This window comes from Occallatibacter riparius (assembly GCF_025264625.1).
In the GTDB taxonomy this organism is placed as follows: Bacteria; Acidobacteriota; Terriglobia; order Terriglobales; family Acidobacteriaceae; genus Telmatobacter; species Telmatobacter riparius.
This window is the reverse complement of record NZ_CP093313.1, coordinates 3,748,096-3,771,373: the sequence shown is the minus strand read 5'-3', so window position 1 is coordinate 3,771,373 and position 23,278 is coordinate 3,748,096. Positions and strand designations below refer to the sequence as shown.

At 56.9% G+C, this 23,278-nt stretch carries 17 protein-coding genes and 1 pseudogene; 8 read left to right on the top strand and 10 right to left on the bottom strand.

The genetic code is table 11. From position 1 onward, the window contains the following. The first annotated feature begins 98 nt into the window (after positions 1 to 98). Both MOP44_RS15295 and MOP44_RS15290 read left to right on the top strand, forming a co-directional pair. A complete protein-coding gene (locus tag MOP44_RS15295; protein ID WP_260790917.1) occupies positions 99 to 1,037 on the top strand; it encodes an RraA family protein in 939 nt (312 codons plus the stop codon). A gap of 95 nt (positions 1,038 to 1,132) precedes the next feature. Continuing rightward, positions 1,133 to 2,503, top strand: a complete 1,371-nt coding sequence (locus tag MOP44_RS15290; RefSeq protein ID WP_260790915.1) for a mandelate racemase/muconate lactonizing enzyme family protein — start codon at positions 1,133 to 1,135, stop codon at positions 2,501 to 2,503. A 2-nt stretch (positions 2,504 to 2,505) separates the two neighbouring features. On the opposite strand, the gene MOP44_RS15285 is transcribed toward MOP44_RS15290, so the two are convergent. The 6 genes from MOP44_RS15285 to MOP44_RS15260 form a co-directional block, all read right to left on the bottom strand. Beyond that, positions 2,506 to 3,714, bottom strand: coding sequence for a DUF362 domain-containing protein (locus MOP44_RS15285; RefSeq protein WP_260790913.1), 1,209 nt, complete (start codon positions 3,712 to 3,714; stop codon positions 2,506 to 2,508). A gap of 550 nt (positions 3,715 to 4,264) precedes the next feature. Further along, positions 4,265 to 4,954 (bottom strand): tetratricopeptide repeat protein, encoded by a 690-nt coding sequence (locus MOP44_RS15280; protein WP_260790911.1) that lies wholly within the window; start codon positions 4,952 to 4,954, stop codon positions 4,265 to 4,267. Positions 4,955 to 5,014: 60 nt separating this feature from the next. Beyond that, positions 5,015 to 7,564 carry a hypothetical protein gene (locus tag MOP44_RS15275; protein ID WP_260790910.1) on the bottom strand — a complete coding sequence of 850 codons (2,550 nt, stop codon included), beginning with the start codon at positions 7,562 to 7,564 and terminating at the stop codon, positions 5,015 to 5,017. A gap of 54 nt (positions 7,565 to 7,618) precedes the next feature. Then, a complete protein-coding gene (locus tag MOP44_RS15270; protein ID WP_260790908.1) occupies positions 7,619 to 8,644 on the bottom strand; it encodes a DsbA family protein in 1,026 nt (341 codons plus the stop codon). A gap of 140 nt (positions 8,645 to 8,784) precedes the next feature. Continuing rightward, the gene (locus tag MOP44_RS15265; protein ID WP_260790906.1) at positions 8,785 to 9,381 is read right to left on the bottom strand and encodes a hypothetical protein; all 597 of its coding nucleotides are present in this window, start codon (positions 9,379 to 9,381) and stop codon (positions 8,785 to 8,787) included. 262 nt (positions 9,382 to 9,643) lie between these two features. Next, complete coding sequence (locus MOP44_RS15260; RefSeq protein WP_260790904.1) at positions 9,644 to 10,147, bottom strand: hypothetical protein; 504 nt, start codon at positions 10,145 to 10,147, stop codon at positions 9,644 to 9,646. An 826-nt stretch (positions 10,148 to 10,973) separates the two neighbouring features. On the opposite strand from MOP44_RS15260, the gene MOP44_RS15255 reads away from it, so the two are divergent. The 4 genes and pseudogenes from MOP44_RS15255 to MOP44_RS15240 all read left to right on the top strand — a co-directional run bounded on the left by MOP44_RS15255 (position 10,974) and on the right by MOP44_RS15240 (position 14,442). Next, positions 10,974 to 11,558, top strand: a complete 585-nt coding sequence (locus MOP44_RS15255; RefSeq protein ID WP_260790903.1) for a helix-turn-helix transcriptional regulator — start codon at positions 10,974 to 10,976, stop codon at positions 11,556 to 11,558. A gap of 29 nt (positions 11,559 to 11,587) precedes the next feature. Then, positions 11,588 to 11,908: a PilZ domain-containing protein gene (locus tag MOP44_RS15250; RefSeq protein ID WP_260790902.1), complete on the top strand. Its 321-nt coding sequence runs from the start codon at positions 11,588 to 11,590 to the stop codon at positions 11,906 to 11,908. Between the two features lie 359 nt (positions 11,909 to 12,267). Further along, a pseudogene (locus MOP44_RS28105) lies at positions 12,268 to 13,620 on the top strand (Ig-like domain-containing protein); the annotation flags it as partial. Positions 13,621 to 13,707: 87 nt separating this feature from the next. Then, a complete protein-coding gene (locus tag MOP44_RS15240; RefSeq protein WP_260790900.1) occupies positions 13,708 to 14,442 on the top strand; it encodes an Ig-like domain-containing protein in 735 nt (244 codons plus the stop codon). A gap of 31 nt (positions 14,443 to 14,473) precedes the next feature. Here MOP44_RS15240 and nadE read toward each other — a convergent pair whose 3' ends face one another. Genes nadE through asnB form a run of 4 tightly spaced genes read right to left on the bottom strand, consistent with a single transcriptional unit; the run spans position 14,474 to position 19,266 of the window. Next, entirely contained in the window at positions 14,474 to 15,439 is a 966-nt protein-coding gene (gene nadE / locus MOP44_RS15235) for an NAD(+) synthase (RefSeq protein WP_260796658.1), read from the bottom strand. Between the two features lie 45 nt (positions 15,440 to 15,484). Next, positions 15,485 to 17,062: a class I adenylate-forming enzyme family protein gene (locus tag MOP44_RS15230; RefSeq protein ID WP_260790899.1), complete on the bottom strand. Its 1,578-nt coding sequence runs from the start codon at positions 17,060 to 17,062 to the stop codon at positions 15,485 to 15,487. A 10-nt stretch (positions 17,063 to 17,072) separates the two neighbouring features. Continuing rightward, on the bottom strand, positions 17,073 to 17,333 hold the full coding sequence (locus tag MOP44_RS15225) for an acyl carrier protein (RefSeq protein ID WP_260790898.1): 261 nt from the start codon (positions 17,331 to 17,333) through the stop codon (positions 17,073 to 17,075). Next, the gene (asnB, locus tag MOP44_RS15220) at positions 17,314 to 19,266 is read right to left on the bottom strand and encodes an asparagine synthase (glutamine-hydrolyzing) (protein WP_260790897.1); all 1,953 of its coding nucleotides are present in this window, start codon (positions 19,264 to 19,266) and stop codon (positions 17,314 to 17,316) included. The genes MOP44_RS15225 and asnB overlap by 20 nt, the downstream gene beginning before the upstream one ends. A gap of 748 nt (positions 19,267 to 20,014) precedes the next feature. Between asnB and MOP44_RS15215 the strand changes: the two genes are divergently transcribed. Both MOP44_RS15215 and MOP44_RS15210 read left to right on the top strand, forming a co-directional pair. Beyond that, positions 20,015 to 21,280: a hypothetical protein gene (locus MOP44_RS15215; protein ID WP_260790896.1), complete on the top strand. Its 1,266-nt coding sequence runs from the start codon at positions 20,015 to 20,017 to the stop codon at positions 21,278 to 21,280. Positions 21,281 to 21,702: 422 nt separating this feature from the next. Beyond that, positions 21,703 to 23,238 (top strand): Gfo/Idh/MocA family protein, encoded by a 1,536-nt coding sequence (locus MOP44_RS15210; protein WP_260790894.1) that lies wholly within the window; start codon positions 21,703 to 21,705, stop codon positions 23,236 to 23,238. Positions 23,239 to 23,278 lie beyond the last annotated feature (40 nt).

Sequence of the window (23,278 nt, the reverse complement as noted above, 5' to 3'; positions counted from 1 at the left end):
GCAGGCGAGGGCCGGCGTCGCTGCCGCCGTGAGTTCTGGATAACACCAACGATATTGGTTCCAAGATCGCCTAAGACATTTTTACGACGGAGAATCGCATGAAGTACCTATTCGCTTTGACCCTGTTGCTGTGCGCGTCGCTTGCGGCGTTGCCAGCAACGTCCCAGGTGAAGATGACCCACGACCAGATGCTCTTTTATACCTCGGACTGGCACGGGGATCGGTTCCCCGACGGCCGGCCCAAGGTGTCGGACACCTTGCTGAAGCGCGCCGTGGATATGTCGATCGAAGATATATGGGACTTCCTCCGCTCCAAGGGATACCAGAATCAATTCGAGGCGGGCTGGCAGGCTCTCCACATCGAAAAACCGTTCGCTGGACGTGCAGTCACCGCGCAATACATGCCGCTCCGGCCCGATATGGCGCACGCAATCACCGCTGAGGGTAAGGCGGAGGGCCGAGTGGGGGGCACAAACATGTGGCCGATCAACGAACTGCAGATTGGAGACGTGTACGTGGCCGATGGCTTCGGCAAGATCATCGAAGGCACCTTGATCGGTTCTAACCTCGGCAACGGAATTGCCGCGCACACTCACACGGGCTTCGTGTTCGATGCGGGTATTCGCGATCAGGAAGAGAACCGCGAGATTCCGGACTTTAATGGCTTCTATCGCGGATACGATCCCTCCGCCTGGGCTCAAATGGAATTGACATCGATCAATGCACCCATCCGCATTGGAAGGGCGGTTGTGCTGCCGGGCGATCTGGTTCTCGCGAAGCCAGAGGGAGTGCTGTTCATCCCCGCCATTCTGGCCGAAGAGGCGATCAGCACTGCTGAATTCACCGCACTCAAAGATGACTACAACTTCGAGTTGAATCAGGAAGGCAAGAACGGGGCCGAGTTCGAGGGCGGCTGGAACGCGAAGAAGTATGACGGTTTCGCGAAGTGGATCGATGCCCACCCTGACAAATTGAAGATGCCGAGGAGTGAATTCGACGCGTTGCTGGCGAAAGCGCTATCCCATCCGGAGAATTGAACTACCTAAGTGTTTCGCTGGCCATCACGTCGACACGCAAGCTAAACCTCGCCGTTCGGGTTAGGATGAATCTCAAAACTTCTGGAGACTGATCTATGCATATGTTCGGCGCTGGCAGGTTCAATCGTCGTAGTGTTCTCAAGTCTTCATTGGCGGCTCTGGCCGCCGCTGCACTCGGCCGAACCGCGCAGCCTGCGGAGCCCGCTCTCAGGAATGTAAACACAGCCTCGAGCCCCTCGGCGTTGAAGATCACAGATATGCGCTACGCCGTCGTGGTCAAGCCCGGACCGAGCCCCTGTGTGCTTATTCGCGTCGACACCAACCAGGGCGTCTACGGTTTGGGCGAGGTGCGCGATATTGCCGGCCCGCAATACGCAATGGTGCTGAAGAGCCGCATCGTGGGCGAAAATCCGCTGAACATCGACTTCCTCTTTCAGAAGATTGCGCAGTTTGGCGGCAACGCCCGGCAGGCAGGCGGTGTTTGCGCCGTGGAGATGGCGCTCTGGGATATCGCAGGAAAGGTGTACAACATCCCCGTCTACCAGATGCTGGGCGGCAAGTGGCGCGACACGATTCGCATTTATGCCGACACCACGGAATCAAGAGAACCGAGAGAGTACGGGCTGCGCGCCAAAGAGCGCAAAGCGATGGGTCTGACCTGGATGAAGATGGATCTGGGCATCGAGGTCCTGGATGGTATCGCCGGCACGGTGATGCGTCCTGAAGGCATGAGCAAGTGGGAAATGCGCGATCAGCCTCATCCGTTTACGGCCACCGAAGTCACCGATAAGGGCATCGACAGGCTCTGCGAGTATGTTGCGGCGGTGCGCGACAACATCGGCTATGACATGCCTCTCTCGATGGACCACCTGGGTCACATCGGCGTGAAATCCGTCATTCGCCTTGGAAAAGCGTACGAGAAGTTCAATCTGGAGTGGATGGAAGACGTCGTTCCCTGGTACTACACCGATCTCTTGAAAGAGATTCGGGAAGCCAGCCCCACTCCGATCCTGACCGGCGAAGACATCTACCAGTTCTCCGATTTCGAGACGCTCTGCAGGGAACATGCGGTCGATAAGATCCACCCCGACCTCTCTACTTCAGGCGGTATCCTCCAGACGCACCGCATCGGCGACATGGCCTTCCGTTACGGCCTTCCCATGGCTATGCATTTTGCGGGCACGCCGGTGGCATGCATGGCGAACGTTCACTGCGCTGCGGCGACGAGAAATTTTCTCGCACTGGAGAACCATTCTCTGGATGTGCCGTTCTGGCAGGACCTGGTAAACGGTATCGACAAACCCATAGTGAACAAGGGTTTTATAAAGGTACCGGATACAGCCGGCCTGGGCATCACTCTGAACGATGACGAGGTGAAGCGCCACTTGAAACCAGGCACTGGATATTTCGAGCCGACACCGACGTGGGACGAGCCCCAATCCTGGGACGACGCCATCTTCAGCTAGCCTTACACTTTGCGGAAGTCGATTCGGCCTTTGGAAATGGGCACACCGATCACCTCAACGCGTCTCAGGTCGCGTGTGCCGATGCCCAGTTCTTCGGCAAGCTTCAGCGTGCTGTCGCAATTCTCAAACGGTGGCGTGCCCCGATCTGCCATGGGATCAAAGCCCATCAGCGCCGCGCAAACGGCATCGGTCGTCACGCAATTTGTGCCGGCAATCAGCAGACCGGGAGGAACTGTCCGCATCTGCCGGGCCCAAGGGCCTTCGCCACCCGCGACGGTCTGAATGCCGTCGATGATGCTCAGGTGAATGGGCCGCGCTGCAACCAGGTCGACGGTCACGCGCGGTACGCGGTAGCCGGGATCGCGCGGCGAGTGCGGATTCAACTCGGGCAGCGCGCTCTTAGAAGGCTGACGGCTGCCGTTGTGCAGCATGGATCGTCCGCCGGCCGCCTCCTGGCTCGGCTCATCAATCCCTGCGCCTTCGCCGTAGATCGTTGTGGGAGTGATGCCGAACAGGTTCTTCATCGATCCAGTCAGACCTGCGGTAGTGTGCTCCTTCAACTTGGCCAGAGACACAAACACGTCGCAGTCTTCGTAACTTCGATTCAGGTCATATGCCTTGAACAACATGCCTCCACCGGGTACGGCGAACCGCACGTACTGTTTCGAAGGGCCGGCGAAGTTTGTGTTCTCCATCTCCACGCGGGGAGCGGCGCTGGTGAGCTCGGACACTTTCCACCCAGCCTGCGAGATGAACTCCTCGAGCGTATGCACCTTCGAAGAGGTTGGGCTTTCGAGCAGCCGTATGCGCCGTGCACCAGCCTGGCCGAGCAGGTGAACCGTGGCGCTTACAACTTGCGGGTGCACCCAGTAGGTCTGCCCCTGCGACAGGCCCCTGAAACGCTCCGTGGAGCTTCCCGTAACGTTGATCTTGATCGCCACCGTCTTGCCGCTGACGAGCTTTGCAAGGCCGCCTAGCTGATCGAACATCGAGGCTAGCGCGCTGACCACTTCCGGGCCGTAGCTGGAGCATCTCGAGATGGCGACCGGTGCAATGGGCGCTGGCGTCGATGCAGTAAGCCGCGCCGGTGCGAGATACAGCCCCGCTGCTGCGGCGCCGAGACGTTGAATCAGTTCTCTCCGATTGAGATGCGCTTTCATATCGCCCACCGAGCCGTTCTCAATTTGCACTGGTGTAGATAGTAAACCCATGCAGCCATCCGTGGCCGCCTGGTAGCGGCAGTCCAAATGCTCTGGAAGTTATCTGCAGTGCCGCCTGCTGCTTGAACCCGTGGAAGGGGGAATTGCTGGTTATCAGAATGTCCCAAATGCGATGCGGTCCGGCATTGTCGAGAGTACGCCGTATCGGCAAGGACCGCAGGCTCACAACCAGGCGTGTCTCCGACGAACCGTGTGATTACGAATCCGTTTCCCTAGCCATAGGCGTCCGGCGCCTCAGCGTGTCATTTGAATGGCTAGCGGGTCGACGCGGAGAGATGTAAGTCTCCCAAAGACCGACCGCGAGACCTATAGTACTTTGGTGGCTGATAGGCGACGCTTCACTGACCTGTATGTCTATGAGTGGTCGGGCCGCGTGAAGCCGAGGGATATCTGCTACTCTCCCGCGCTGCTTGTCGTTGGAAGCAGCCTGTCATTGTCTCGAATTAGCCCTATGCCGCACATCATAACGACAGCGGGATTCCCCGATAGCCTCGCGATAGTTCTTCAGTGCTCCGGCTTCAGAGACTTCTGCGGTCGAAGATCACTGCACTTCCAGTGCTCTAAGCGCCTGGGTGGCATCGGGAAATCCATGATCACTGGATTTCTGATACCAGGCGATCGCCTGCTGCTTGTCCTTCTTTGTTCCCAAACCCATCTCGTACAGATAACCGAGTCTATATTCCGCCTCAGGACGGCCTTTCGACGCAGCGCCCAGATACCAGTGCATCGCATCGGTATAGCTCTGCTTCACACCCAGGCCGCTTTCATACATCTCGCCTAGGCGGTATTCCGCGTCGAGTCTTCCCTGCGCAGCGGCCTTCTTGTACCACTCAGCGGCCTGAGCATAATCCTGTGTCACGCCGCGTGCGCTATCGTACATCTGGCCGAGACGGAACTCCGCATCCTTTTGTCCCTGCTTTGCGGCTAACGCGTACCATTTCACCGCCTCCGTTGGATTTTGCGGAGAGACTCCGATGTCGTACATTGCGGCGAGATGAAGTTGCCCATCTGCCGACCCCTGATCCGCAGCCATCCGGAACCACTTCATCGCTTCGGTAAAATCCGGATGCATCGTCATGGCATACTTCATGCCCAGCTGGACCTGCGCCGATGCATTTCCGGCCATCGCCTGCTTCGTTAATCTAGCGGTGTCGTCTTCCTGTGCTGAGCACAAATATCCACCAAGCAGGGCAGCACCCAAAAGGATTGCCAGAGTATACGTCCTTTTCATTGAATCCCCCGATCTCGGCGGACGGGAAGCATCGCAGAACCCGTCCGCCAAGCAGTCCCGTTACTGTTCAATGTAGAGAATCGCGGGGTTGACCACGGTCGAGTCCACCTGCACGCCCAGAGCCTTGGTCATACCGGTAAGCCACAGTTGATAAGTGCTCGTGGACGGGGCGCTTAACTCGATCAATCCCCGCCCATCGCTTGCCAGAACCGAGATCGAGTAAGTACCGCTGACTGTCTGATTCGTCAAAAGCGACGATGCGAGGCTCACGTCTTCCATGCCGGTAACCCCGCCATTCCCCTGCTTGCTCACGCTGCCATCGAAGTTCATGTAGCCGATGTAAAGCGGAGCGGGCTTCACAATCGGTTCGCCCGATCCAACCAGGAAAGTGCCCACCAGCGATGCGTTCGAAAAGGGCGGCGTATCCTGCGGAGTGATCTCACCGATTCGGACGGCGTTCGATGACATATCCAAGATGAATCCCGTATCCCGCCCCGCGGCATACATCACCCACGTGGATGTCGAATCATCGCCCGGATCGTAAAAGACCATCGTCGCGCGTCCGGTAATTTGTACGCTGTAGGCTCCGGTCGTCTGTCCTGCATAAGTAACCGTCCCAGCCGCATTTCTGTCGTAGTTCCCAATCACTGAATCTCCGGTCTGGAAATTGAGGCGTCCTATCGTCACGTCTCCTCTGCCCTGCGCTTTGCCACTCACCCCGTACACCGCGGTTCCAATGAACTGTTCCGCACTGAATGCGTACTCGTCCTGAGCGATGGCCTGTCCACTGAAGATCGGAGTCGAGTCGCTTAGAGGATCCGTCGAGAGCAGTAGCAGTTGATTTGACGAAATGATGTAGAAGACAAAGTTGAATGTTTCATCCATGAACCCGGGGATAATCAAGGTCATCGTCCCCCGCCCGTCCGTGTCGTAGTTATAGATTCCGGAGTAGGTTCCATAAGCGACCTTTGCGCCTCCAGCTTCATTTACATCCATTCCGCATCCTGCAACGAACCCGGAGCCATTTGGGAAGAACAGCCCGAGAGCCCCAATGCGCCCCCCTGCTTTGTTCTGGCCCACGAGGCTGAACACATACCCTCCGTCAAGTGCGGAAGCATCGAATGCCGACGTTGACTGACGGTAGATCGTTCCGGAACTGCGAACCCCCTTCGGATCGATGGAGACCAACCGGCCCCTGGTTCCCCCGGCATTCAGCACCACGTCCAACGTTTGAGTCCCGTTGGGGCCTTTCACCGTGATCGACCCGCGGTTGTCGGATCCTATTTGGTAGGTTCCACTGATTGCCATGCGGGTGGACGGGTTGATTATGTCGTTTGTATCTTCAAAACCCGAAAGAATCGTGCCTTTGCCATCGGCATATATTGTGCCTGCGCATTGCTGGATTCCATTCGCATCGAACCCATTCAGGTAAAACGCATAATGCCCGGCCAATTTTGCATTGTTCGCTCGAACGATGCTCACCTTGGCAACATCGCTTACAGACGACAGAGCCGTGAGAGTTACCTTAACGGTAACCTCCAACGGAGCGGACAGGTTCGACGGTGATGTGTAGAGACCTGTTGCCGAGATCGTGCCGCAAGCCGTTCCAGGGCAACTCGTGCCGCTCACCGACCACGTGACAGCCGTCTGTGTTGTACCGGTCACCTTGTCGTAAAACTGAATATGCTCCCCTGAGATAATGCTCACCGACTTGGGCGAAATAGTGATGGCTGGAGGCGTGAGCAATGTAACCACGGCGCTTCCAAGCGCCTTCGGGTCGGCGGTCGCTGTAGCGGTCACTGTGACTTTTGGAGAACTGGGCGGCGTAGCCGGAGCCGTATAGAGACCAGCGGATGTAATCATGCCGCAGGCGCTTCCAGAACAACCATCGCCGCGAATGCTCCACGTCACCGTCGTTACAGGGCTACCGGTCACGGTGGCGTTGAACTGTTGCGTTTTGTTCGGATACAGGCTTACAGTCTTCGGACTAACGCTCACTGCAATGGAAGAAAGCAACGCGATAGTCGACGTACCGGATCTGCTCGTATTAGCTTTGGAGGTCGCGGTCACCTGGATCATTGCAATGCTGGGCATGGTCGCAGGAGCCGTATAGAGGCCGCCGGAAGTGATCGTGCCACATGCGGCGCCGGTACAACCCGGTCCGGACACACTCCACGTCACAGCAGTGTTCGTTGTGCCAGACACAGTCGCCGTAAAGAGCTGCTGCTGACCCAATTCAAGGCTGGCCTGCGAGGGCGACACCTGAACCGAGATAACATTTTGGCTAGTGATTGTTATCGCGGCGCTCCCCGATTGAGACAAATCGAAATACGATGTGGCACTCACTATGATGGGCTGAGATGCGGGGGCCACAACCGGGGCGGTGTAAAGGCCGCCGAATGTAATGCTGCCGCAGTCCTCGCTGCAACCCGGTCCTGACAGGTTCCACAGGTAGATGCCGAGCGGATCGCCTGTGGCCGAGAACTGAAGGGTGTCGCCGGGATTAACCGTCACTTTGGATGGAGCAACCAGCACCGATGCCATCAGGCATTGTGCCCCCCAGGCTCCGAGCAGCAGGGCGATGCGCGCGATGCGCTTTGCGGAATTCATAAGCATGCATCCGGTTTGCCGGCTCCTTTTTCGTGACGCGCGTGTGTGGCTTTGCTACTTCTGCGATAGCATCTGCTGCTTCGACGTCACGCCGTTGAGTTGTTGATTGATAAACTCCTTGACGGCTGCATAGTCCATCGCGCCGCTGAAGAAATGCCCATTGATAAAGAAGCTCGGGGTTCCGCTAAGACCAAGAGCATTGGCTTGCTGGAAGTCCTTCTTCACCGCACCGGCTTCATCTCCATTGGCCAGGCACTTGTCGAATCGATCCGTATCCAGTTTTAGGACGCGCGCGTGATCGCGCAGATCGTCCGGGCTAAGCAGCCGGGTGCTGAACAGGGTGTCATGATATTCCCAGAACTTCCCCTGCTGACCAGCACATCGGGAGGCCTCAGCGGCTTTCTGTGCGCTGGCGTGCATGGGAAGCGGGAAATCCTTAAAAATGACCGTGAGTGACTCGCCAAACTCCCTTTTGAGCCGCTGTATCTGAGGATTTGCAGTTTGGCAGTACGGGCACTGATAGTCGGCAAACTCAATTAATGTCACGGGAGCGTTGCTCTTCCCGAGCGTGAATGCGCCTTCGGTATTCACAGCAGCCGTAGGAGGCATCAGCAGAATGCTGATTTGCGCATTCTTTCGCAACTCCGCCACATAAGCCGCACGCGCTCTGGACCGTCGTAGCTCGCGAATATGCTGAAGTACCGCACTCCGTACATTCTCATATGTATCCTGCGTCTCGAGCCCTTCATAATAGACCTTGAGCTGATCCTCAGTGGGATCCTGGATACCCTTGTATACTACCGTATCCATCAGCGTATCCAGTGAGACGTTCTTCTTCTCCGCCTCCGTCTTCAGGAGACGCTCATCAATCGCATCCTCCAGTGCTTTGCGTTCGCTCAAGTAATGCTGATAACGGGCCTGGAGAAGTTTGCCGGATTGCGTGGCCTCAAGTTCTCCAAGGGTAAGCACCGTCCCGCTTATGTTAGCGGCGGGCTGCTGGACAGATTCCTGTGCGAACAGAACTCCACAGGCACTCGCAAGAACAATGATGACCAGGCGCCGGCAGCAGGCAAAGATCATGGCTGTCTCCTGAAAGGTGCTGAAATGCAATTCCGGAAAAGAACTCCAGGCGGGTCTTTAGTCCCGCCTGGGGTTGTACTGTCAAATAACCTCACGACACGAAGCGGTTTAGAATCCACCCTTCGTAGGTGCAGCATGGGTTAGTGCGTAGAGTCCCCACGGCCGCAAGTGCACACGCCTTGGCCGCTCCCCAGAATCCCGATGAAGCCGCACTGCGCCTGCAGGTTGGCGAGCTCAGTCGCGCCAAGAACCGAATCCGTGAACTCGGTCTCGGTGATCGGGTACGTGGTGGCGGTTCCCACCCTTACGGCCTGAACGTGTGTTGCCCACTCCCTGAGGTTGGGCGTAGGACTCACGTTCGCAGCGGCGTTGCAGCCATTGTTCTTTGCCGACACGATCTTGATCACGCCCTCCGTCGGGATTCTGCCCGTCAGCGGGTTGTCAGTCAGATCAGCGAATACGTCTAACGTACGCAGCCCGTTTGGTGTGTTCTTGCATCCGCAGCATTCTGCCATCTGCTGATCCCAGTTGAACACGTAAATCAACGAGCAGAGGGTGCCACCCGTCACCCCGGGGTTGTCGATCCGGACTGTCGCGGTGGGTACCCCCGCAACGCCGTTGTTGGCGAAGTAGTTGAGCCTATAGACGTCCGTAGTTTGTCCCCAGCCCACGCTCGCAAAGGCGAGACAAGTGACCGCCGCAGCGAAGGCCAGCAGCTTCAGACCACTGATTCTCATCCCATTCCTCCTTGCGCCGCTTAACCCGTTGAGTTACATCTGTCGGCGCTCAGTGCCTAACTCTACTTGGTGTTTTCTGTAATGCAAGTACCCAATTGACGTAGCCCCGAATGCCTTAACCCCTATGGGTCATCAGTTACTCTCTGTCTCGCAAACACATCTTCCAAATGGTACGCACGCACACCACCTGCGGTCGGACCATCGCCATGGCCGCTTTACATTTATGACACTCGTCTAACTACTTCGTTATGTAAGCGAGCCTTCATGGTTGCGGCGTTTGAGCTTGCAGAATCTCAAGCTGACGCTTTTGCATTTCATCAAGGATTTCTCCCGGCGTTTTGTGGGCCTGGGCAGCAGCTTCCTTGAGGTTGAAGTTCGCCGGGACACCCGGCACGTTTGGCGCTGGGCCAGAAATGAGTGGCTGCGACTCCTCTGGAGGCTGCTCCTCGCTCCCTCCATCGAATGCCTGATCTGCGATCTCCATCTTCGGCGCCTGCTTGATGCCATTGCCGCTCGCTATTTGCTGGTCTGCAGCGCTGGCGTGCTCTGCTTGTGCACTCACCACAAGCCTCTTCACGAGGGGCGGATCGCTGGACGCGTACTGGATGATGTAATTGAGCCCGGAACCGTAGAGCACTTGAAGCAGCGCCTCTCGGACCGGCGTGGGACCGATCTGCTCATCAAAGATCCTGCTATCAAGTCCTGCAGCCGGGAGATCGAGTGTTATGCCCGCCCGTCCGCTGATGGCCTGCAGAACTGTTCGCATTGTGGAGCCCCCGGGTCGCACCGTGATCAAGCCACCAGCATATGTCACCATCGGAGCCGCATGGCCGCCAGCGTTCTTCGCGATATTCTGCCCTGCAGCGCTCGTCGCCTGCTCGCTCGGTTGTGGCTCATTCGGCTTTGGGAGCTCGTTTTGCTCGGATGATAAATCCTGTGACGCTCTCGCCTGACCTTCTGAACTAAACGACTGCCCGCCCAGCGAGAGTGTCCGGGTTCTGTCGCTGGGATGCCCCTCGCAGAGCTGCGGTGTGGGGAGTTCTAGTTGGGATTCGCTTGGCCGATCAGCTGTAGACTGCGTTATCTGTGCGCGACCTATAACCACCAGAAGAAGGAACGGGAAAACAGTGGCCATTTGAGACCGCAGGAATCCACTTACTGTGGTCGAGAGTTTCCGGTTCCACAATACACTTATGCGACGCTCGACTTCCGCCACTTTCAACACGGGGCTTCTCCAAACACCGAATTCCAGCACCTCCGCATGTTTCTAGCAATTACCCGATTGGCCTAACCTATAAGATCATCATTGAGGTTTTAGGGAGGAATGGAATGGCGTGATATATGTCACGACACCACATGCCCGCCGTCGTAAGTAGCCGAGACCTTAATTGGTCGTTACGCCGGAACAATTTAGCATTCATAATTTATGTTGACTTTTTGGCGGTCTATGTCTAAGCTCCTCGTACGTCCCACGGACTCTGATCTGAATGGGTTAAATCCCAACACTGGAAATGAGTGGGCGAATCGCACTCAGGTCGACCACGTGTGACGCAGGCCTCGTTCGACGAAAGGTGATCGAATGGGAGGCAGCGGTGCAAATAGTACACACCACTCCTGGATTCATACTTATAAATCGGGCGATCTGTCCGGTCGCGTTCAATACGGCCGCTCTTCAGATCCTTGCATTTCCCACCGACCCGAACAAGATCCATCAGCCAATGCTGTTCATCCGCGACAAAATCACGTTTTGGTTGCTGAAAAGCAACGGGCGAGCGGAGCCTATTTTTGTCCATGAGATCGTCTCCGGACAGCGTAAATACACATGCAGGGCCTTCCGATGCGACTGGCAGATCGGGACCAATGAGCCCATGAATTACGTTGTTCTTTTAGAGCGGCATTCTCATGGGCCTGGCGGTCTGATAGGACTGACGGAGCAGTTCGGCCTGACGCCTCGCGAACTCCAGACAGTATCTCTTTTGACTGAAGGACTGACGAGTAAGCAGATCGCGTCGCGGATGAGGATAAGCCCCAACACCGTGAAGGCCTTTCTCCGGCTTGTCATGTTCAAAATGGACGTGTCAACCCGTTCCGGGATTGTGGGCAAGGTATTTGGATCCCAGCCCGATACGGCGGAGGAGACACATGATCGACCTAATTCATCTGAGCAGTTTACTTAGGGACACGTATAGATTACATATGATGTCCTATGAAAGCCGGGACAAAGGTCGAGCGCCGTCGCGAGAAGCGCTATCCCCAGAACATTGACGTGCTTGTAAGGGAGTTGCCCGGCTGTGATGAACCTGAGTTGGGCAGCGCCACGACTAAGCCCGGACGTATTCAGAATGTCAGTACCAATGGCCTCTGCCTGCTGACATTCCAGCCCATTCGACCGCTTGCGATCGTCCGCTGCGAGTTTCCAGTGTGCGATTCGGGGATCCGAATACCGACCCTCATGCACGTGCGCTGGACGCGCCAGCAAAGCGAGGATATCAGAGGATACATCTCCGGTCTCGAAGCTTTGCTGTGAATCACCACACTCCTCAGCGCAGCCTGCCACGTCGGAGTCGCTAATTGGTTTTCTTATTGAAGCGATCGAGAAGCACGCGACTCGTCCCACCGAACCGCCTGGCATGCATTCTCGTCAGCCAACAGGAATAGCGAAGGTCTGGATCCACACATTTCCGCTGTGCAACTCCGCTAGTACCAAGGCATCTTCTTCAGTCAGCATGCGCCAACTAAGCCTTTCAGGCTATTCCAAGTGAACTAACTCGCAGCGGCTAAACTCTATGGGCACTTGTTCTCGGATAAGGTGTCCATCATTGTTGGGTACCTACGGAGTAATCCGTTTGGGTTAGGCATAGTGGATCGATCCGCGAGGCTTAGGCTATGTCAAGAACAACCAGTCGGTATGCTGCGGGGCGTGGTAAGCACCTCATTTTAGCTATTGCTCTGACAATCTGTTGTGCAAACGCACTCACTGGATGCGGTGGCGGGGCGTTCTTTGCCCGGCCTGGTTCCTCCTCCGCTCCGAAGATAGATAGCTTGCAAATTGATCTGAAGAAGTCAGTGCTGGCGCTGGGGCAGTCTCTTCAACCAACACTCACTGGCGTCTACAGCGACGGGAGCTCGAAAGATGAGACAGCCGCCGCGAAGTGGAGCAGCGGCAATGATTCAATTCTGCAGATCCAGCCCGCCGGTGTTGTCAAAGCAGTCGGCGTCGGAACTACATCCATCTCAGCGACTCTCAGTGGATTGAGCGCATCCGCTACAGTGAAAGTCACAGCCGCGGTGCCCTTGAGTATCTCGATCTCGCCCAACCCGCTCTCCTTGCCTAAGGGCGAAACAAACCAAATAACGGTGACCGCCGCTCTGAGCGACGGAACCTCGAAGGATGAAACGGGCGCGGCCAAATGGAGCAGCGGCAACACCTCAATTCTGGAGATCAATTCTATCGGGCTCGCCAAGGCTGTGGGCGTCGGATCTACATCCGTCTCAGCGATTCTCAGTGGGCTAACCGCATCCGCGACCGTCGAGGTCACCGCCGCAAGGCCCTTGAGCATCTCGATCTCGCCCAACCCGCTCTCTCTTGCCAGCGGAGAAACGCGGCAACTGACTGTGAGCGCCGTTCTGAGCGACGGGACCTCGAAGGATGAAACGAGCACTGCGAAATGGAGCAGCGGCAATACCGCCATTATTGCAATCAACTCCACTGGCCTCCTCAAAACGGTTGGCATCGGATCCACCTCGGTTTCAGCAGCTATTGCCGGACTCACCGCATCCGCTGCAGTCGAGGTCACTGCCGCAGTTCCCTCTAAGATCTCAATCTCGCCCATATCGCTCTCATTGGCTAAGGGGGAAACACGGCGACTAACGCTGAACGCCGCTCTGACCGATGGAACCTCCAAGGATGAAACGAGCGCCGCGAAGTGGAAGAGCGGTAACGCCTCGATTCTGGAAATCAACTCCGCCGGGCTGGCCCAGGGTGTGGGTATTGGCTCTACATCCATCTCAGCGACTCTAGGTGAATTGACCGCATCAGCGGGCGCCGAGGTTAGCGCAGCAGTGCCTTTGAGCATTTCGATCTCGCCGATCTCGCTCTCCTTGCCCAAGGGCGAAACACAGCGACTAACCGTGAGCGCAGCTATGAGCGACGGAACCTCGAAGAATGTGACAAGCGCCGCCAAGTGGAGTGGCGGCAATGCCTCGATTCTGGAGATCAATTCCGTCGGGCTCGCCACGGCGATCGGCGTTGGATCTACATCCATTTCTGCGACTCTTGGTGGGTTAACCGCGTCCGCTGCAGCCGAGGTGACCGCCGCAGTACCCTTGAGCATCTCGATCTCACCCAACCCCATTCACCTGCGAGCCGGCTCCAGTCTCCCGCTGAAGGCAATCAGCACTTTTTCCGATGGACTGATAAGCGATGTCACGTCCAGTACTGTGTGGACGGTGGATGATGCTTCGATAGTTGAAGTTGACCAACAGGGAAATGCATTGGGATTCCATGCGGGGACAGCGCAGATCAAAGCCGAGTCCCTCGGCATGGTGGCGGAAGCCACCGCTGTCGTCCAGCCTGTCGTATTCACAACCTACTTCTCGGCTGAGGCCGGCGCACCGGACTCGACGTTGCGGATCAGTGCAAGCGGTGATGGCCACCTGCAATCCTGTTCCATGGTGTACGTGTTCAATGAAGACCAGCAACTCACCGAGTGCTGTGGCTGCACAGTCTCCAGCGGAGGGTTGCGGACACTCTCACTAAATCAGGATCTTCGATCCAACCCCCTGACTCAAGTATCACCTGTTGCGGGCTCGATAATGGTCGTTGCCGCAGACCAGGGAGCGAACTCGGCCTGCGATCCGGCAGCGATCTCCGGTGCAAAGGCGGGGACCGGATGGTTGACCCACACACAGACTTCAGGCCCATCCGTATACGCGACGGAGACAACTCTCAGCGGCTCTGACACTACGAACGAGTTCCTCGACAGCGTTCAGGCGCAGTGTAGCTTTGTGAAGCAGCTCGGAAGCGGACGCGGAATATGCAGTTGCGGGACTGGCGACTAACTAGTCTCTGCTTACAGCGAAGGAAGCGCCCTCATTCAGCTGCAAATGTGACCGGAGCCTTGTGCAGATAGGTGGCGTGCCTTCGTTTGGAGTCGATCGTCGACCATGCGCGCTCGATCTCGGCCACCGCTAATCCTGACACAGCGGCCAGCTCCGCACTTGTCATCCCTTTGTCCTTCGCATAGAGGCATAGATCCATATCTGCCAGCGGCAAGCTGAAATAGAACTCCTCCTGCGATTGCGGAAGCGAATAGGTATCGGTAGTGGGAGGCCGGCGACGGATTTCTTCCGGGATCTGGAGATACTCAGCGAGTTGATACACCTGCGATTTGTATAGGTGCGCTATAGGCTTGAAGTCCGCGGCGCCGTCGCCTCCCTTTACGAAGAAGCCGAGTTCGTATTCGAGACGGTTAGGTGTTCCGGCTACGGCAAAATTCAGCGCGTCCGCATAGTAGTATTCCAGCATTGTGCGCGTTCGCTGCTTGAAGTTGCTCGCCGCCACGATCACCAGATACGCGTCGAGTGAAAGGCGCACCTTCGTGGTCTCTCCGCGCGGGGACTGCAACACCACCGAATACAGCGCGTATCGATCGGCGCCAATGAGATCAGGGAGCACCAGCTTGCAGCGATACCCGGGCCCATACTCGGGAACTATGGTGCGAATCGCATCATCGCGCCGCCGATAACAGCCGGACGCAGCCAGGATCGGCGTAATCTCCTCCGAAACGGACGGGATGCCTAAGCTGTCGGTAAGCAGGCGGCCCAAGCTCAGACTTTCCTCCGCCGATTCGGACTCCGGCATGAAAAGTCCTAAAACACGGTCTCGTCCTAACGCGCGCGTACACAGAGCTGCAACAACACTGCTGTCGATGCCTCCCGACAAACCGACCACTGCGCCCTTGCGACGAAACTCTCTCGGTACTAATTGGCGAATGGAGGACACGATGCGCTCTACCTCGCGTGCGCAATCAATTCTGAGGAGTTCATGAAATTCCATAATTGCTGCGGACATGATCTTCCTTTCTAAGCTGATCCATCGGTTCTATCTGCTCGAAGCGCCAGCCATCTCTGTCTCCCGCTCGGCCAACAGACGCTTGCTCACTTTGCCGTTCTCGGTTTTGGGCACGGCTTCCACGAACTCCACGTACTTCGGGCGCATGAAATCCTCCAGGTGCCCCGCGCAGTGACGAAGAATGTCCTGCGCGGTCAGGTGTGCTCCTGGCGTAAGCTTCACAATCGCTTTGATGGCGCTCCCAAGGAAGGCATCGGGCACACCGATCACCGCCGCCTCCGCAATTCCCTCCAACCTGCAGATGGCGTCCTCAACTTCCTTCGGGCTCACTTTCTCGCCGCGACTTTTGATGATGTCGTCCTTCCGGCTTACGAAGTACAGGTACCCTTCCTCATCGGCACGAAACAGATCGCCGCTGTACAGTACCTTCTCACCCGCCAGTGGACCAGGCCGAAGACGGCGTTCAGTCTCTTCGGGCAACTCCCAGTAACCTCGCATCACATGGGATCCCCGAATCACCAGCTCCCCTGTAACGCCGGGTCCCACCCGATGCCCCTGTTCGTCGACGATGAATACCTCCTCATTCGGCATCCCACGTCCCACTGACCCCGGCCGCACATCGAGCTGATCCGGAGAGAGGTACGACACTCGCTGACATTCGGTCTGCCCGTACATGGAATACAGCTTCGCCTTCGGAAACAAGGTGCGGAGCCGCCGCAGATGTTCAACGGGGAGCGCCGCTCCAGCGTTGGTGATGTATCGGAGCTGCGGCAAAGCGTACCTCGAAATATCCATCTGCAGGAGCAAAGCTGCCACGGTGGGAACAATTGGCAGACCTGTTACACGTTCCCGCTCCATAAGATCGAGCACCACATGTGGAAACGCAAAGGAGTCGTGTAGCACTACGGTCCCACCCACTTTGAACATCACTAATACCTGATAAAGGCCGTAGCCGAACGCCAGCGGCAGGAAATTCATCACCACATCGTCGCTCGTGTTTTCCAGGTAAGTGGCGATGGATGTCGCAACAGACACCATGTTCAAGTGAGTGAGCATCACGCCCTTGGGATGGCCGGTCGTTCCGGACGTGTAAACAAGCGCGGCGAGATCAATATCGATGCAAGTCTTCGGCGGAGCCTTCACGCGCTGCGCCCCCAATCGCACCGCCTCGAAATTGATGACCCTCCCTCCACCTGCAGCTGTCGGTAGGTCCGACTTGCATCTCGCCACCAGCACGATTCCAATACTGGGCATCACGTCGGACGCTTTCTGCGCAATTGCCCAACCGGCGCCGTCCACGACGAGGGCTACGGCCTGGCAGTTGTTCACGATGTACATCAGCTTGTCAGGCTTGGTTGTCGCATTGAGGAGCACAAACACTGCTCCTGCCTTCAAGATTCCGAATAATGCGATCACCGTTTCCGCAGTATTCGGCAGCAACACCACCACGCGGTCGCCGCGTTGCACCCCCGCCTCGAGCAGCGCTACGGCTACCCGGTTCGCCTGGGCGTCGATCTCGGCATACGTGTAGCGGCTCTTGCCACAGATCAGAGCCACCTTCGACGGGAATACGCGTGCGCTATCCTCTAGGAATTCCTCGACCTGCATTCGTTACTCCTCAACCGCTGTATCCAAGCTTCCGGCTGACAAAGTCAGAAATCCTTGCAACTGAATCCAGATTGTCCGGCGTCACGTCGTCGTCCTCAACCTTGATCGCGTAGTGTTCTTCGAGAAACGCGATGAGTTCGAGAACTCCCGTGGAGTCGAGCACTCCCCTCTCCAGCAACGATTCATCCGGCGTAAGGCCGTCCTGCTGGCCAAACAAAAAATTCTTTACGACAAAGTCCTCAACATCTTGGTCAATTTGTGTGAGCTGCATAGCTTGTCATCTCCAGAGATTGATGAACGGATTGTTGAAGTAAAAGCTGTGTGGATAACACCGCAATGAGAGCCATGTTGTCTTTCGTTCCGATCGCACGACCGGTTATGAACTTATTGATCAGCAAAGACACGCTTCGCGGGTCGAAAATCCCGTGCTGGTTCAACGCGGAAGGCGAGAGGAGTTCCTGGACATATTCGGGAGCATCAGGGCTGAAAAAGCACTTGCCGTCCGGCGCGCGGTATGGCTGCTTGTGACGGCCGATGATCGACTGTGGGATCCATCCACGGAGCGCTTTTTTGAGAAGATGCTTCTCATCCAATGCTTTCATTTTCAATTTGGGCGACAGGCGATTCGCGAACTCCACCACCCGATAATCCAGGAAGGGATAGCGGCACTCCACGGAATGTGCCATAGCCATCCGATCCCCCTGGGAAGACAAAATATACCCCGGCAGCAACTGCTCGAGTTCGAGATATTGAGCCCGAGCAAAGCAATCCCAACCTGCAAATCCCCGCGGTAAGGCATCCTGAAGCTCCGCCGTGGCCGGCGCACCTCCGAGTGCATCTTTAACCGCCGCCGAAAACAATCCCTTGATCTTCGCAGTCAAATCCCATCGCGGAAGATGCGAGAAGAATGGATTCTGCAGGTCTGTCGGGGTCACCCGGAAGAAGCTCTTCAGGTAACTGGCCGGCTGCCGGCGCAGATTATGCATATAGGGATACAACCTTTTCAAAAGTAGAAAGCGCCACCGCGAGTCCGGCTGTTTGCCCCAGAATTGCCTGATCTTGGCTTCTTTGAAGATGTCGTAACCGCCCAGTACTTCGTCGGAACCTTCCCCCGTCAAGACCACTTTGAAGCCGCTGTCATGCACCAGCTTCGACAGCAGAAACATCGGCGCCGCGGCCGTGCGCAGAATCGGCTGCTCCGTGTGCCACACCACTTCCGGGAAAACCCTGGCGATATCGACCGGCGTGCAGCAGCTGGAGGTGTGATTGGTGCAAAGGAAAGCACTGGCTTCGTTTTGGAAACGGCTCTCGTCAAACTCCGGGTCGTCGAATGTAATTGAGAAACTCCGCAGACGGTCTTTCACAATCGACTTCGCCAGTGCCGTGGTTACCGTCGAATCAATGCCCCCGCTCAGGTATGCCCCTACCGACACATCCGATCTCAGCCGGATTCGAGTGGCGTCATATAGCAGACTAAACAGCTCGTCGCTCAACCGCTTCTCCGCGGCTGCATCGGCAGCCTCCTCCCACTCGAAAGAAGGCCTCCAGTATCGCCAGGTGCGAATCTCTCCCTTCTGGACCACCATTGAGCTTGCGGGCGGTACCTGACGGATATCGCGGAACGCTGTTCGGGGAGCCAATGGACTCCAGAATGTAAAGGTCTGGTCTAACGCCTGAAGATCGACCTCAGCCGAAACTTCACGCGACGCCAGGATTGCCTTCATTTCAGAAGCGAATAAAAAAGAATCCGCAGTCCGCGCGTAATAGAGAGGCCGCACGCCCATTCGGTCGCGGGACAGAAACAACTTCTCGCGGCCACAATCCCACAGGGCAAACGCCCACTGGCCATTGAAGTGGTTTACACAATCCTCGTTCCACTCCTGGTAGGCCGCCAGGATCACTTCAGTGTCGGACTCAGTGCGAAACCAATGCCCTTTGGATGCCAGTTCCTCGCGCAGCTCCACATAGTTGTAGATTTCGCCGTTGAACGTCAGCCATGCGGAATGATCGGTAGCGCCCATCGGCTGCGCCCCCCCGTCGAGGTCGATAATGCTCAGGCGCGCATGGGCCAGGGCCACTTGCTTACGGACATACATACCGAAGGCGTCCGGTCCCCGATGGCGGAGCAGCGAAATCATGCGCGCGGGCTCCGCCCGGTCAATCACCCGATCATTGAGACTCAGAACTCCGGCGATGCCGCACATTCCAGTGCCCCTCTTTCCGGTAGAACGATGGGGTTGCGCTCTCCCAGCCCGATCTGGACATACAAATAAGTAAAAAAGAGCGGGTCGTTCTGAATCACGCGCATGCGATTCTTCCAGACCCTTTTCTCTTCGCAAGAAGGCAGAACGACGCAACTTTTTCTTATGTCTAAGTGACGAGGTGTCGAACGCTGGCTTTTCGGACTATAAGGGACCGAATATCTATACCTCAAACTGGCTTCCATAACTATTTCTCGCCCCTGCGCTCCCCGGACCTCAAGAGCCCCCGTAACTGTTGAAGTTGTAAGTGGGGTTCATCCTAGTGCAGGTCCAACCATGTGCATAGGCACAAATGACGACAAAATGCGCCAAGTTGTGAACTATCGAAGCGCAACTTGTCATCTTGTCGCGATTCGACGCAATTTGCGCTAAAACCGCTGGACATTCACCCAAAATGCATCCATAATTCCTTACACTCTCCCAAACGACTCTGGAACTCTTTGCTCTATGCAAATAGACAGCTCTACGCTGCAGCGACTGAAGATTACCGCGAGCAACGTTTTACATTCAGGACGCTTTTACCTAAGTTATCTACACAAAACTAACGAGGCGGATTTCTCAATCACCTCGCCAGCCTGCTGTGGATCACTGGCATGGCAAACCATTCCGCCATGACCGCGGCGCAAGAGGATATAGGTCGATGTCAGGAAGCTCGGGACGGCTGGACTCCTGGAAATTGATTGCCCAGCATATGGGTCGTAGTATCCGGACTGTGCAGCGCTGGCACGAGGAGCACGGCCTCCCCATTCAGCGCATCGGTAACACGTCCGGTTCGGTATTTGCCTATACCCATGAATTGGACGCCTGGCTAAGGCAGAGAGCGCCTGCGGACCATGGCAACGCTCCCTCAACTCTCAGTCATGCACCGATTCCGTTCTTGAAGGCCTTCGCCGCCGACAGCTCGCCCGCTGAGGACCGCTCCGTCATTCCTGAACGCTCCCGCTTGCGGTCCGCGGAGTTGGTGGCGCTGTCCCGGATGATGTGGCGCGATCTTTCCTTCCGGAACCTCGAGAGCATCACCAGCGCCCTGGCGACAGCCATTGAGTTCGACTGCACGAATGCAGCTGCATATGCCGGACTTGCTTCGGCCGTGCTGTTTGAAGCTCTTCTCGGCCCGGGGAAAGGAGAAACCAGGATCCCTACGAGCCGCGCTGCGCTGGAACGCGCCCTTGGCCTCGACCCCGCTCTCCCTGAAGCTATGCTGGTCTCCGCACTCCTCAAGGTCTGCGTCGATCGCCATTGGGAAAGCGCCCGCGGGCTGCTCGAAAGCGCGCAATCGGATCTCTCACTCCTCTCGCGAATTCAAGTCGCCATGGGATTGCTTGCCCTCGCCGAGGGCCAGGTCGAGCAGGCGGCCTGTTGCTTCCGCGAGGCTGGGCATAAGAACCCGCTCAATGCCCTATGGAATGAGTTCGACTGTTGGGGTGTGTACCTCACATGTAGTGGAGGTGACGCGCTTCGATCGGCCGAAGAGAGTCGCTCGATGGGACGTCGTGGGCCTTTGATAGATAGTCTGGAAGCCTTGGCGTGGGCGCAGACGCTGCCCATCGACCATTCCGTTGAAAGACTTGAACAACTGACTCTCGCCCATCCTGACAACGCCGTAGTTCTCGGGTCTCTCGGGTATGCTTACGCTGCCTCAAAACAGGTTGATAGCGCTCGCGAGGTGATCGATCTGCTCCAGCAGCCTCGGACAAGCCAGCAGAATCACTATGCCATCGCTATCGTGCAGACCGGACTCGAGCAGACTCGGCCCGCCCTCGAACGTCTAACGGTCTCTTATCGCGAAGGTTCGCTCTGGAGCCTCGCCTTTTGGTGCGACCCGATCTTGCAGACGCTCCGATGGAGCCCCGGCTATGACGACTTCCTGCGCGAGTGCTCGATGGCCCCGCCACCCGAAGATGCCGTCGTCCGCGACTCGGCCCAACTTGCCGTAGTCGACCGAACTGCTCACTGAAGGGATGACGAAGAAACTTAGGCGTTGGAGAAGGGTCTTGAACTCCGTGGAAACGTTGACGCCTCCTACGATGATTGCATGAGGCGATCTTGTGCCCCATTTTGTGTCGAGAGCTGTACTAGAAATTGGAGTTAATCGGAGTGCAGCACAACCGCCCGCGGAAAATGGAGACACACGGGCGGAAGCAAGCCGCAGATCTTAACCGCTGAGAAGTCTCAGGAAATGCACGACGTCTTGTGTAGAACACACTGCACAAGGGCGTCGAGAACAGGTACCATCCGTGAGCCCGGCTGATAATTGGACTTTAAGTAAGCTCCAGCTGGGCCCAAGCAATAAATAACAACGTGTCACGGGAATCTTGCTCGCTAGGGTGTGGTCGAGTGTATGCTTTTGCGTAAGTTGAAAAACACCCAAAAGACATCATGAAAAATCCTGAATCTCAGCCGCAATTGTGTGTGGACCGCCGTTCGTTCATTAAAACCAGTTCTTTGGCAGCCGGAGCGTTCGCGTTCGGCGTGCCTGCGCTTTTGCGCGGACAGAACCTGAACAGCAAGCTGAACATTGCATGTGTTGGAATCGGCGGCAAAGGCAGGAGCGACACCGATGCCTGCGCCGGAGAGAACATTGTCGCACTGTGCGACGTGGATGCTGGCTCTGAGGCATACGAGACGCAGACGCAGAAGTATCCGGGCGCGAAGTTTTACAGAGATTACCGCCAGATGCTGGACCAGATGGATCACCAGATCGATGCGGTGACGGTCTCGACGCCGGATCACATGCACGCGATTGTGGCGTCGGCGGCGATGAAAAGGAACAAGGCTATCTTCGTCCAGAAGCCGCTGACGCAGACGATCTACGAGGCGCGCTACCTGCGGAAGATGGCTCACGATCGCAAGCTGGTTACGCAGATGGGCAACCAGGGCAGCGCCGCCGACGGCCTGCGCCGCGGGGTGGAGACGATACAGGACGGACTCATCGGACACGTGCACGAGGTGCACGTGTGGACGAACCGCCCGATTTGGCCGCAGGCAATGGACCGTCCGACCGGAGAAGATCCGGTTCCCGCAACACTGGAGTGGGACGTCTGGCTTGGGCCGGCCCCAGTGCGGCCGTTTGTGGGTATCCGGAAGCCGGACGGACGCTACGGAGTTTACGAGCCGTTCAACTGGCGCGGCTGGCAGGATTTTGGCTGCGGCGCGCTGGGCGACATGGGATGCCACACCGTCAACATGCCGTTCCGCGCTCTCGATCTCGGCGCGCCCACTGAAGTTGAAGCCATGCCGTTCGGCACGATGAACAAAGAGTCTTATCCGGTGGGTTCCAAGATCCGCTACGCGTTTCCCAAGCGCACCGGGCACGTACCACTCGAGCACCCGAGTTTCTTCCATCGCACCAGGAAAGTCGAGCACGATCCGATGACTCTCTGGTGGTACGACGGCGGCCAGCCGAATGAGACTCTGCGAGGCGGTCACGATTTGACCAACAAGCCGCCTGCCGAACTCACGGCGGATATCGTCGCGCTGCTCGGAGACGTACCCGAAAGCGGCTGCTTGCTGTTGGGAGATGGCGGCGCTGTCTTTTCGCCGGATGACTACGGAACAAGCTTCTTCGTGAAGCTCAAGGGCGACCAGAAATTCGTCCATTACCTGAAGCACCCGGCGATGGCGAAGTTCCCGGAACGCATTCCGCGCAATCCAGATGGCGGCAAGAAAGGCGGTGGGGGTGTGCTTGCCCACGCGCAGGAGTGGCTGACGGCGATCAAGGAAAACAAGCCGCAGAATTGCTACTCGCGTTTCGACGTTGCCGCGCCAATGACGGAGATCTTGCTGCTTGGGTGTGTGGCCCTGCGCGCCGGCAAAAAAATCGAGTGGGACTCGCACAAGATGGAAGCGAAGAATTGTCCTGAGGCTGCGCAGTTCATTCGGCGGCAAAATCGTTCCGGCTGGGCGCTCTCCTAACTGTGATTACGGACGGCACGCAACCTGCGCTGAATCAGTC